Source organism: Marilutibacter maris (assembly GCF_006546735.2).
In the GTDB taxonomy this organism is placed as follows: domain Bacteria; phylum Pseudomonadota; class Gammaproteobacteria; order Xanthomonadales; family Xanthomonadaceae; genus Marilutibacter; species Marilutibacter maris.
Genome location: NZ_VICD02000295.1, coordinates 1 through 13924, shown reverse-complemented (window position 1 = coordinate 13924; position 13924 = coordinate 1). Strand labels below are relative to the sequence as shown.

The 13924-nt window shown below is 66.4% G+C and carries 2 protein-coding genes; both read right to left on the bottom strand.

The genetic code is table 11. From position 1 onward, the window contains the following. A partial coding sequence (locus tag FKV24_RS16595) for a non-ribosomal peptide synthetase (RefSeq protein WP_141483171.1) occupies window positions 1-6176 on the bottom strand: 6176 nt, incomplete at its 3' end. Further along, window positions 6173-13918 carry a non-ribosomal peptide synthetase/type I polyketide synthase gene (locus tag FKV24_RS16590; protein ID WP_283016217.1) on the bottom strand — a complete coding sequence of 2582 codons (7746 nt, stop codon included), beginning with the start codon at window positions 13916-13918 and terminating at the stop codon, window positions 6173-6175. The genes FKV24_RS16590 and FKV24_RS16595, both read right to left, overlap by 4 nt. Between the last annotated feature and the right edge of the window lie 6 nt (window positions 13919-13924).

Below are 13924 nucleotides of genomic sequence, written 5' to 3'. Positions count from 1 at the left end.
GGCGACGCCGGCGTGCGCTGCGCCTGCTCCGCGATCTGTTGCTGCACCGGGCGCGCGTCGTACGCCACCTCGGTCGCATTGCGGCTGTCGCGCAGCTGGGTCAGTTCCTCCGCTTCGACAAGACTCAGCTCAGAAACCCGGCGACACGTCGGCAACTGGACCAGGATCCGGCATAGACGCTGAAGCAGACGACGGATTGCCGCCGGAGTGAACCGATCGGCAAAGTAATTGCATGAGAATTCAATCTCGTCACCATCGAACACGCCCAGCGCGAGCGGATAGGTATCCTGAACATCGCTGACGACATTCTCGATCCGGAGCGACGCATCCGGCGAAAATTCCTCGAGCGGATAGTTCTCGAACACCAGGATGCTCTCGAACAACGAGGTTCCCGCGGCGATGCCGCTCCTGCGTGTGATTTCAGCGAGCGGCAGCCACCCATGTTCGGCGCTCTCGCTGAACTGGCGATGCAACGCCGCGACCGCACCGGCGATCTCCTCATCTCCCTGGAAGTCGACGACCACGGGAATGGTATTGATGAACAGACCGACCATCCGCTCGACACCCGCGATCTCCGTGGGCCTGCCGGAGACAACCGCGCCGAAAACCGCTGACGACTCGTTGGCCAGCCTGGACAGAAGCAGGGCCCAGGCGAACTGCACAAGTGTATTGACCGTGGTGTTGTGGGCCCGGGCCGCGTCATGCAAGGCCCTGCTGGCCTGACTACCGAGCGATCGCACCAGGTTTCCATGCCGGACATGGCTATCGGAAACGCAATCGCCGGGCAAGGCCGTCGAATGCAGGACCGGTGCCAGCAACATCCTCCAATAGTCGAGTGCGGCCGTCCGGTCCCGGCGCTGCAACCAACTCACATAGGTCTCGTAGGGCTCAGCTGCCCCCTGCGCCAGATCCGAACGCTCCATGCCAAAGTAGTTCCGGAGCACTTCGCGATGGACCATGGCCGAACTCCAGCCATCGAGCAGGCTGTGATGATGCGACCACAGCATTCTCCAATGCTGCTCACCGGTACGGCACAGGACCACCCGCATCAGCGGCGCCAGCTCGGGATCGAAGCCACGCTCGCGTTCGCCGCCACGCAGCGTTTCGAACTTCACCTCCTGCGCGGTCGCATCGAGGCCGCGCCAGTCGACTTCCTGCCACGGCAATCCTGCGGCGCGCAGGACCAATTGATGCTGCTGCGCCCCCTCGCCGACGAACAGCGTCCTGAAAATATCGTAGCGATCGACGACCGCCTGCCAAGCAGCCCTGAGCCTGGACACGTCCAGATCGCCCTGGATATCAAGGTACAGCTGAGTGACATAGGCGCTGCGGTCGATCAGGCTATGGAACCACATGCCCTGCTGCATCGCCGTCGCGCTGTACAGGCGGACCAGGTCGTGACGCGCCTGCCAGGCGTCGAGCATCCGGCTATCGACATTCGCCAACGGGAAGTCGCTGGGCGTGTAGCGGCCCTGCTGCCGGCCGGCGCAATGGTCGATCAGGCCGGCCAGCTCCCTGGACACGAGCCCGGCCAGCTCATCGACCACAGCGCCGGCGTACTCGCTCTCGGCATACTCCAACGACAGGGTCAGGCGTCCGTTTCTAACCGCACCGTTCATGATCAGGCGGTGGCTGCGCAGACGGTTACCATCGACCGTCGCCCCCGGCGCATCGTTGGCGAGGGAGAAGGCGGCATCCTGTCGGTCCGCGGCGTCGGCCCTGCCCAGGTAATTGAACAGCAGCAGGGACGGCTTCTGCGATAGCGACGGATCGCCGACGATGTCTCGCAACAACCCGAACCCGACCCCCTTGTCCGGAACCGCACGGACCGCCTCCTTGACCGCACAGATGAGCGTCTCCGGATCCGTGGCGGGACACTCGAGCCGCAAAGGGAAGATGGTCGTGAACCAACCGATCGTTTCCGACACATCCATCCCAATGGCGTCGATATCGCGGCCGTGATGTTCCATGTCGACCGTCAGCGCCTCCACTCCAAGCCACCTGCGCACGGCCGCGAACACCGCGGCGACCAGGAACTCGTCCACCCGGGTGCGATAGGGGGTCTGGCAAACGGTCAGTAGCGCGGAGGTCCGCTCCTCATCGAGGACGATGGTGCGGTACCGGGTGTCCCGCACCAGAGCCTGGGTATGGCATTGGATGTTCCGCTCGGCCTGGGCCTGCCAGTACCCGCGCTGGGCGGCGACATGCTCGGAGGTGGACATCTCCAGCAATGCCTGCGCCCATTGCTGGAACGACGTTGTCTTGGGGGAGACCCGGAGGCTGCGGCCCTCGACGTACTGCTTCCATGCCTGCTCGACGTCGCCGAGGAGCACTTGCCAGGAGACCGCATCAACGACCAGATGGTGGATCACGATGAGCAGGCGACGAACGGCTCCGCCAAAGAGCACGGCCCTGATCAGCGGCCCACGGCCGATATCCAGTGTCGACTGATAGGTTTCGCAGATGGAGGCGACCTTCGCCTCCACATCGACGCCGTCGACTATCTCTTCGAACGAACAGGCGGCAACGACATCGGCATCGGTCAACGCGGCATGGCTGGCGATCCAACCGCCGTTCTCGCTCCGGAAGCGCAGTCTGAGCGCGTCATGCCGCCGCAGGAGGACCTCGATCATGGCGCGCAATGCGCTTTCGTCGAACCCCTCCGGAGGCGTCAGCATGAACGCCTGGTTGTAGTGATCGCGAAGCCCGGACGCGTCGGCGAGAAAACGGCGCTGGACAGGCAACAAGGCCGTCTCTCCATCGACGTCCTGAGCGGCCATCGGAGACGGTTCGTCGAGAGCCACCTGGGCAGCCAGCTGCGCGATCGTCTGATTGGCAAAGAGCTGACGCGTGGTGACGGTCAAGCCGGCACGGCCCGCACTGGCGACCATCTGGATCGCAAGGATCGAATCGCCGCCCAGCGCGAAGAAATTGTCGTCTACGCCGACGTCCTCGCGCTGCAACACCCTTCCCCACACCTCGCACAACAAACGCTCGGTTTCGGTACCTGGAGCCGAGCGTCCACGACCCTCGCCAGCGGGCGGCTCCGGCAATGCCTTGCGGTCGACCTTGCCGTTGGACGTCAACGGCAGGGAATCCATCACCATCAAGGCGGACGGACGCATGTAGTCGGGCAGATGCTGCGATAGCGCCGACCAACAGCGGTCGACGACGTTGGCCTGCATCTCGGTCACGACGACATATGCGACCAGATGCTGCTCCTTGCGGGTGCCGCGCTGGCGCGCCGCGACCACGGCATCATGGACACCGTCCACCGATCGCAGGACGTGCTCGATCTCCCCCAGCTCGATGCGGAATCCACGCAGCTTGACCTGCTCGTCCTTGCGGCAGACGAACTCCAGTTGGCCGTCGGGCAGACGACGGACCAGATCGCCACTGCGATAGACCCGGCCGGGCGCAACCGGATTGGACACGAACCGCTCGGTCGAAAGCGTCGGCAGATTGCAATAGCCCGCGGCCAGGCCGGCACCGCCGATATGCAGTTCGCCGATCGCCCCAGGCGGTTGCAGCGCTCCGCCCTCGCCGATCACGTAGAGTTCGGCACCGTCGATGGGGTGGCCTATCGCCACCGCGGCTCGTACCGAGGCCGCGCCCAGGTCCTCCTCGCTGGCGATCTCGCAGATGCTGCACCCGACCGTCGCCTCGGTTGGCCCATACTCGTTCACGAACCGGCCCCGGGGCAGCAATGTTCCCTTCCACTGCCGCAGCGTCGCCGACAGCAACTGCTCTCCGCCCACCACCACCCGATGAGGCGCCTGACACGGGGAGCCCGCCAGATAGGACAAGGCTTCCAGATGGGCCGGCGTGATCTTGAACAGCCAGCCCTCGCCGCCAGTGAACAGGCATTTCGCGAGCTCGGGCAGCGCGTCCTCCCCATCCGGCAACAAGCGAATGGGCTTGCCAGCCATCAACGGCGCCAGCAACGTCGTCATGGTCGCATCGAAACCGAGGGGGCTGCTAACGACGCCTCCGACGATGTCATCGTCCAGATAGCGGCGCGCCGCGAATCGGAGATAGTTCAGCGCCGCGGCGTGGCTGATCATCACGCCCTTGGGCGTTCCGCTCGAACCGGAGGTATACAGAACGTAGGCCAGCGCGCTGCCTGGCACCGTCGGCAACGGCTCCCCGTCCTCGAACTCCGCCATCCAGCCCGCGTCGCTGGACGCGCCGTCCATCAGCAGGAGGTCAACCCCGCTCAGCGAATGGCTGACGACATGGTCATTCACCACCAGCATCCACTCTATGCCGGCATCGGCGACGATCGCTGCCACCCGCCCCCGCGGCAAGTCCAACTCAATCGGCACATAGGCGGCCCCGGCCTTCAGAACACCCATGACCGCGATCAGCTGTTCCATCGACCGGGGCAGACTGATACCGATGCGGGCACCGTCGCGGACTCCCATCGCACGCAGATAACGGGCCATGCGATCGGAACGCGAGTCGAGCGCGGCGTAGCTCATGCGACGCTCTCCGCAGATCATCGCGTCCGCATCTGAGCGCTCGTCCGCGACCGAGGAGAACACCTCGCCGATCCCCTGTCGCTCCACCAGGCAGCCCGGGCCCCGGCTGTACCCGAGCTCGATGTCGATATCGGACTGCGACATCAGCGGGATATCGAAAACCGGTCGATCGGCGTCGGCGACCACACCTTCCAGCAGCACCGCGTAAGCGCGGCAAAATGCCGCGATGGTGGCCTCGTCGAACAGGTCGACGCGATAGTTCCAGTCGATGGAGAGACCGTCGGCGTGCTCCATGACCGTGACTTCGATGTCGGTCTTGGCCAGCTCGACATCGGCCGCCTGGAGGTCGACCCGCAATCCGGGCAGCGACAGCGACTCCTGCGCGTTGTTGTTGAACCCGAAAACGATCTGGAACACGGGATCGTGCCCAAGTCCGCGCTCGGGGTTGAGTCGCTCGATCAGCATGTCGAAGGGGACGTGCTGGTGCTCGAACGCGTCAACCACCACCTTTCTCTGCGCGGCCAGCAGCTCTCGCCAGGACGGATTCCCCACCAGCCGGGTTCTCAGGACCAGGCTGTTGACGAAGAACCCCATCAGCGGTTCGAGCTCGGGAAGAATCCGACCCGCCACCGGCGTTCCAACGACGATGTCGCGTTCTTGGGAAAGCCGCGCCAGCAACAGCGCAAACGCCGTCTGCAATACCATGAACAGGGTCGCACCCTGCGTCTGCGCGTGCCCGCGCAGCGCCCCGCACAGCTCCGGCGCCAGGATCTGTCGGTGGCAGGCGCCCTCGAAGGAGCGATCGGCAGGCCTTGGGCGATCGAGCGGGAGCGCATGCAGTGCGGGAATTCCGCGAAGCTGATTGTCCCAGTAATCAAGCTGTCGCTGGAAGTCTTCGCAGTGAAGCTGCTCTCGTTGCCACACCGCGTAGTCCGCGTAGCGGATCGACAGTGGTGGCAAACGATGCGCGCGATTCTCGTAAGTTGCGGTGTACAACTCGCTGAACTCGCGCAGCAGCACCGCGATCGACCAACCATCGGAAACGATGTGATGATGCGCGAAAAGCACCCGGTAGCTGCCGTCTCCGACGACGACAACGAGGGTCCGCAACAGGGTTCCCTGCCCGAGATCAAACGGCGTCGATGCTTCCACCTGCATCAGGCGTCTGGCCTCGGCATCCCTCTCGCCCTCCGGCAAGTGGCGTAGATCGACGGTCCGCAGCGGCACGGCCACCCGATCCAGGATTTCCTGGCTCGGCCAGCCGTCGTTGTCGACGAAGCGCGTGCGCAACACGTCATGGCGCCGGATCAGGCCGGCCAGCGCCGACTCCAGCGTCCGCATGTCCAGGTCGCCCTCGACCCGGAGCACCGTCGACAGGTTGTATTGGGAACTGCCCCCATCGAGCTTGTCTATCGTCCATAGGCGGGCCTGTCCGAAGGACAGCGGAATACCGCTCGATCCGGCGCTGGCGACGATCCCGGGCACAGACAAGGCGTCGACACGGTCAGCGATGTCGCTCGCCTGTTCCTCCAGCAGGTACTCGATCAGAGCCTGCTTGGCGGCGACCACCCGCTTCTTCAGGTTCTCCGGAAAGCCCCCCTCCGCGGCGATGAAGGCCAGCTTGCCGTTCTCGACGTGCAACACCACCTTGTTCGCCTCGACCTCCCGCAGCAGGCCGACGATCGACTCACTCACAGCACTCCCTCCTCGACGGCCGTGCTGTCGCCCAGCAGGCGTTGTTTCCTTTCTTCCGTTCGGACTCGCATCGTCGCCTCGGCGATCTTCTCCGACAGCGCCGATATGCGTGGACCGGTGAAGAAGTCGCCAAGCGACAGGCCATCGCCCCCCAGCGAGAACGTCACCCGCGCGAAGTTGACGGCGCGCGACGCGAGCAGCGAATCCCCACCGATGTCGAAGAAGTCGTCATCAATACTGATGGACTCCAGACCAAGCAGGTCCTGCCAGTTCCGCAGAAGCCGTCGTTCCACGTCGTTGCGCGGTGCCTTGAGCGCCGTCACCCGTTCGGCGCGGGCGTAGACGTTCTGTGTGGGCTGGCGCCGCTCGCTGGCCGCGACCCATTTTCGCAACCTGCCAAACAGGTCGTCGCTGCAATGAACCGTCTGTGGCGTCCGACGGTCCCGCAGCAGGTGCATCGCCGTCGCCGCCCCCTGGTCCGGACTCACGCCGAAGCGTCCCTGGTGCCCCTCCGTGTCGACGTCGAAGTTCCACGCATCCCAGTTGACCGAGAACCACCGCGCATCGCCCTCGGCATGACGCGCCTGCACGAAGGCGTCGGCATAGGCGTTCGCGGCGGAGTAGGCGCCGAATCCGAGTCCTCCGAGCAACGCCGAAAGCGACGACGCGACCTGGCAGAAGGGAATTCCGTACTTGTCCATCGCCCGATTGACCGCCGTCAGGCCGTCAACCTTGCTGCGATAGTGTTCGCGGAAGTCGTCCGGAGTCAGTTCCATCACCGCCCTGGCCGCGCCATGGAGCAGTCCAGCGCAGTGGATCACCCCATCGATGCGGCCATGCGCGGCAACGACCTCGCCCAGGACCCTCTCAAGTTCCGCAGCGTTTCCGACATCGACGTTGAAGCTGCTGCAGCGGGTCTCGTCACCTGGCGCCACGCCACCGCGCGACAGCAGTACCACCCGGCACTCCGGCAGTTGCTTCAAAAGGCTCGCTGCGATGGCCCTGCCCATGCGTCCATGGCCTCCGGTCACCACGTAGACGCCGTCGGCACGCAACGGCTCGGCCCTTGTCCGCACCAGATCCGCCGAGTGCGGCTCGAATACCCGCAGCCAACGCCGGCGGCCACGTATGGCCACCTCCACGTCTTCGCCATCGCCGCACAGCTCCGCGATCAGGCTCGCGACATCGGGTGCGTCGGCATCGATGCGGCGCGTGCGGATGTCCGGATGTTCCTGCGCGACGACCCGGAGCAGGCCCGCTATCGGAGCCGCGGCCGGCGACAACGTCTCGTTGCCGTCCACAGGCACTGTCGGCGGCGTCACCACGTCGATCCGGACGGCGAGTCCGGGTACCTGCGCGATGGCCTTCACCAGCGCCAGCACATCATAGGTGCCGCGGTCCTGCAGCGCCTCGAAGCTCGTGCCCCCTGCATCCAGGGCGCCCAGATGCACGATGCGCGCGGGGGGAACATCGGTGCGCACCCAGTCATTGACCACGTGCTGCCAGCCCGATGCGCCGGAAACGGCGCCGGGATCGGCTCCGCCATCGACGGGCGGCATCGTCGGCACCAGGATCGCATCCATGCCACGCGCGCCCAGACCGGTATGGAGCTCCCTCGCCAGTGGACCGTCCCCGATCAGGACCCAGCGGCCTGCATCGGACGAACCGGACGGCGCCCGTCCGGCAAGCTTCCAGGCCGGGGTGTAGAGCACATCCGCCATCGACGCTTGCGCGCGAGCGGCTCCGCTCCCGGCTTCGATCCAGTAGCGCCTGCGTTGAAACGGATAGGTCGGCAGGACCACCCGCGGGACCGGGGCCCGGTTGGGCCAGTGCAGGGCCACCCCCCGGGTCCACAGGCGCCCCAGGCACTGCAGGAACGCGACACGATCGTCCTGTGCGAGCGGAGCCGGACGCAGGCAGGGGACGATGAGACGCCCCTTGGCGTCCGGCTGCCTGCGCATCAGACTGCACAAGGCGCTGCCAGGCCCGACCTCGACCACAACCGCATCGGGCCCCGCAACACCGCCATCGGAAAGCAGCGTGCGCGCCACCGAGCCGAACTGCACGGGTTCGCGTAGATGGCGCACCCAGTACTCGACGCTGGTCGCCTCCTCCGGCGTCACTGTTCCGCCGTGAATGCCGGACACGAGCGGGAGTACCGGTTCGTGGCGAGCGACCCCCTCGACAACGGCGGCAAACTCCTGCAGGACCCCGTCCATCAATGGCGAATGGAAGGCGTGCTGCGTGCTCAGTTCCTTGCAAACGACGTCCTTGAGCTGCAGGTCGTGGGCGATTGCTTCGATCGCTTCGACGCTTCCGGCGACCACGCACAGGTCGGGCGCGTTGACGCAGGATAGGGCCACCCCGAACTCGTGGCACAACGGCGCCAGCGCATCGGCCGCCAACGCCACCGACAGCATCCGGCCGGGCGGGGTCGCCTGCATCAGGCGCCCCCTCGCCACGACCAGACTCAGCGCGTCGCGGAGGCTGAAGACGCCGGCGATATGCGCGGCGACGAACTCGCCGAGACTGTGGCCGGCGGCCGCAACCGGAACGATCCCATGCTCCGCGAGCAGACGGGTCAGCGCGTACTCGACAGCGAACAGGGCCGGCTGGGTCAGTGCCGTCGCCGCCAGGGTGGAACCGTCTGCCGCAGCCTTTCCGTACAACAGCTCGCACAGATCCTCACCGATCAGCGGGTGCAGGATTCCGGCACACTCGTCCATCGCGGCCCGGAAGGTCGGCTCATGCAGGTATAGATCCTGCGCCATGCGCTCGTACTGGCTGCCCTGGCCACTGAACACGAACAACACCGGCGGCGGCGTGCCACAGGGCTGCCGCCCGCCCGCGGACTCCGTGGCCGATTCCAGGCGATTCGCGGCGTCGTCCACGCTCAGAGCAACCACGACATCGCGCCAAGCGCGATCGGCGCGACCGTCCCGCAGGGTCCGGGCAATGGCACCGAGATCGGCCCCATCATCGCCGCGTAGCCATTCCGCCAGCCGTCCGCGCTGAGCATCCAGCGCGGCCGGATCGGCCGCCGAGATCTGCAACAACTGCGGCGCCGGGTCCTGCCGCTGCGCGCTTGCACCTGCCCGGCCCGGTGCCTGTTCGATCACCATATGGACGTTGGTGCCGCCGATCCCGAACGCACTGACACCGGCTCGCCGCGGATGCGGGTCATCGGGCCATGGCCGCAGCGCGGTGTTGACGAAGAACGGGCTGCTCTGCAGGTCGAGCACCGGATTGGGCTCGACGAAGTTGATGTGCGGCGGCAACTGCGCCCGACTCACCGCCATGACGGCCTTCAGCAGGCCCGCGATGCCGGCGGCGCTGTCGAGATGCCCGATATTCGGTTTCACCGAGCCTATCGCGCAATGCCCGCGCGGACTGTCGCCGTAGGCCTGTGCGAGCGCCCTGATCTCGATGGGGTCGCCAAAACGCGTTCCGGTTCCATGCGCCTCGACATAGCGCACGGTATGGGCCGGAACGTCCGCGTTGCGCAGGGCGGCCCGGATCACCGAGCTCTGCCCGGCAACGGACGGTGCGGTGTAGCCGACCTTGTCCGAGCCGTCGTTGTTCAGCGCGGACCCGGCGATGACCGCGTGGATCGGGTCGCCGTCGCGCACCGCGTCGTGCAGGCGCTTGAGCAGCACGACACCGGCGCCATCCCCCCCGCGGGTTCCGGACGCTTCGCGATCGAACGCCCTGCAACGACCGTCCATCGAACGGATGTCGCCCTCCATGTACAAATAGCCCTCGGGCTTCAGGGTGGTGACATTTGCTCCGCCGGCCAGGGCCATGTCGCACTCGCCCAGGCGCAGGCTGTTGCATGCCTGGTGCACCGCGACGAGAGAGGTCGAGCATGCGGTACCGACGCTTATCGCCGGCCCGGACAAATTCAGTTTGTAGGCCAGGCGCGTCGCGCTGAAGTCGCGCGAGTTCGCGATGCGCGCATTCATCACCAGCGGATCGCTCATGGATGTTCCCGGCAGTACGTGCTCCAGCAGGTAGACGCTGTCCATCGTTCCGACAAACACGCCGACCGGCTGCCGCCTGGAAACATCGCCGTAGCCGGCATGCTCCAACGCCGTCAGCGCACACTCGAACAGAAGTCGCTGCTGTGGGTCCATGAGCTCGGCCTCGCGCGGGGTCATCCCGAACACGCCCGCATCGAACTCGTCGATCCCGTCCAGCAGCACGCCCCGGCGCACATAGGCGGGGTCGCCGACCTCCGCCGGATCGGCCCCCGCAGCGATCAGCTCCTCATTCGAGAACTCGCGCAACGACTCCAGACCCGCGCAGATGTTGCGCCAGTAGCTGTCGACATCGGCCGCATCCGGGAAGCGCCCGGCGACACCGATGATGGCCACCGGCTGATCGACCGCCCCTGCCCCGGCTCGCGGGCCCTCCTCGTCCTGGCCGGAGATCCCCTCGTCGCGTCTCCAATGCGCGGCGAGCGCGGCGACGGTCGGGTACTCGAACAAATCCGTCAGCTTCACCTCGCGCCCGGTCCGGCTCTCGATCTCGCTGCGCAGCCGAACCAACAGCAGGGAGCTTCCACCAATCTCGAAGAAGTTCTCGTCGACGCCAACACGGTCGCGCTGCAGCACCTCCTGCCAGATCGCGCAGAGTTCCCGCTCCAATGCGTGGGCAGGCGCCGCGGACTCGGTCGGGGCAGCCGTGGCGGGCGTCATCGCCGCCAGCGCCTTGCGGTCGACCTTTCCATTCGGAGTCAGCGGCATCGACTCGACCACGACGAACGCCGACGGCACCATGTAAGCGGGCATGCGCTCGGCAAGAGCGGCCCGCACCGTCCCGGCTCCATGCGCGGCGTCCGGGTCATCGCCCGGGGCGTACTGGAGATAGGCCGCCAGCTGTGCCTGCCCGGGCACGGATTCGAGCTTCAGCACCACCGCCTTCTCGACGCCAGGCAACCGTTCGAGCTGGTGCTCGATCTCGCCCAGTTCGATCCGGAATCCACGCAACTTCACCTGCTGGTCGGTGCGACCGATGAACTCGAAGAGCCCGTCATCGCGTTCGCGCACCAGATCGCCGGTCCGGTACAACCGCTCTCCGGCCACATGCGGATTGGCGACGAAGCGACTGGCATCCAGGTCCGGACGGCCGTGATAGCCGCGGGCAAGCCCGGCTCCGCCGATATGAAGTTCGCCAACGCAACCGACCGGAAGCAGCTCCAGTTCCTGGCTCAGCACGTAGTGGGTGTACCCGGGCAACGCCCCCCCCAGCGCCAGGCGGCGACTCTCCGGCTCCACATGATCGACATGCCGCAGCATCGACCACACACAGGCCTCGGTCGGTCCATAGCAGTTCCAGAGTTGGGCTCCGAGCCCGGCAAAGCGCCGCTCGAGATCCCCGGACAGGGCCTCGCCTCCACACAGCGCCAGCATCCCGGCTGGCGGCCGCCAGCCGGTATCCAGCAACTGCTGCCAGCGCGAGGGCGTGGTCTGCATCACCGCCGGAGGCGCGCTCTCCAGCAACGAGCGCAACAGGAACGGATCCTGCTGTTGCCGCTCGCTGGCGATCAGGCAGGGCGCTCCACTACGCAGGGCGCCGAGCCACTCGAACACCGCGATGTCGAAGGAGATGCTGGTCAACAGCAACCATGGCCGTCCCTGCACGATGGGCAGGCGACGGCACATGCCTTCCAGCAGGTTGTCCAAGGCGCCATGCGCGATCATTACGCCCTTGGGAACACCGGTCGAACCGGAGGTGTAGATCAGGTACGCCAGGCTTTCGGGACCATGGTCGAGCGCGGGGCGTGCGCCCGCCTGTGCATCGATTCCGGTGCGTGTCTCGGCATCGTCGAGCAGAACGACGGCGGTTTCACCCGAGATCGCCGACGCGTGTCGACACTGTGCCAGCACCAGACAGACATCCGCGTCCTCCAGTACGAACGAGACCCGCTGCTGCGGGTAGTTGGGGTCGATCGGCACGTATGCCGCACCCGCCTTGAGCACCGCGAGCAGCGCGATTACCAGTTCGGCGCCGGGCGACATGCAGACTCCCACCCGCGCACTGGCGACAACGCCCTGGGCGCGCAGGTAGTGAGCCAGGCGGTTGGCACGCGTCTCGAGCTCGGCGTATGAAAGCCCGCCCTCCCCATCGATCAGTGCCACTGCATCCGGCTGCGACGAGGACAGGCGCTCGAACGGCCGGTGAGCCGGGTCGGTGCCCGCCACGGCGGCGTCGCCCCTGGCCCTGGACAGCGCATTCTCGACCTCGTCGGAATCCATCATCGGCAACGAGGCCAACCGGGCATCGGGCGACTGTCCGATGCTGCGCAGGAGAACGCACAAGTGTCGCGCCATCCTTTCCACTGTCGCCGACGAGAATAGCCCGCTGCTGTAGCAGAACTCCAACGACAGACCGTCATGGTCCTGCCCGATCTCCAGCGCCAGCTCATGCTGCGCTGTGGTCCGTGGCGATTCCAGCGTCGATGCGGCGACGCCGGGAAGCTCAAGCCCCCCGGACGCATTCGAACCCATACCGAGCGCGATCTGAAACAGCGGCGCATGGCCGGGATGGCGCTGCGGTCTAAGCCGCTCCACCAGGCACTCGAACGGCACCTCCTGATTGGCCTGCGCGTCCAGGTGCGCCTGACGCACCGCCGCGAGGTAGGCTCCGAAAGTCTGCCGGGCATCGCAGTCGATCCGCAGCACCAGGGTGTTGGCGAACAGACCCACCAGGCCCTCGACCTCACGACGCAGGCGATTAGCGGCCGGGATGCCGACGACGATATCGGTGCTGTCTGAGTGGCGCGATAGCATCAGCGCGAACGCGGCGTGCAGCAGCATGAACAACGTCGCATCCTGCGCCGCCGCCAGCCTCTGTAGGCGATCGCGGGTTCCGGCGTCCACCCGCACCTTGCATGTCGCGCCTTCGAACTGCTGCAACTGCGGCCGAGGGAAGTCCAGTGGTACCGAGTGAAGCTGCGGCAATCCGGCCAGCCGCTGCTCCCAGTACGCGATCTGGCGGCCCGCCTCCTCTCCGTCCATCCACTCGCGCTGCCACAGCGAGTAGTCGATATAGCGTATCGGCAGCGCCTCCAGCCGATCTCCATCGCCCGCGACCAGCATCCGGTAAAGGGCGGCGAACTCCTGCATCAGGACGGCGCTCGACCAGCCGTCCGATGCGACGTGGTGGATATTCAGGATCAGGACGCCGTCGTCGTCGCTCAATCTGACGAAAGCGGCGCGCAGCATCAGGTCGAGCGAGAGGTCGAACGGCGCGGCGGCGTCCCTGGCGATGAACTCGTCCAAGGCCGTCTGCCGCTCAGTCGCATCGATACCGCCGAGATCGACCTTTTCCAGGACGAAGCGGTCAGCCGCGCGGACCTCCTGCATCAGGCCCTGGCGCGACGAGGCCAGGACCGTTCTCAGTGGTTCGTGCCGGCTCAGCAGGGCGGACAGCGCCCGCTCGGCGACCGCCAGATCGAATGCGCCATGTATGCGGATCGCCAGCGGCAGGTGGTACTGGGTACTGCCGCCCATCTGATCGATGAACCACAGCCGCTGCTGGGCAAACGAGGCCGGTGCCCGCTCCGTCCACGGCAATGCGCTGATCGTCGGACGCAACGCCGCCCCCGACTGCTGCTCGATGCGCGCCGCCAGCCGGTCCAGCCGAAGCGCGTCGAACACCTCGCGCAGCGGCAGCTCCACCTCCATCCGGCGACGGATCTCCGCCACCAAGCGCACCACCAGCAACGAGTGCCCGCCCAGCGCGAA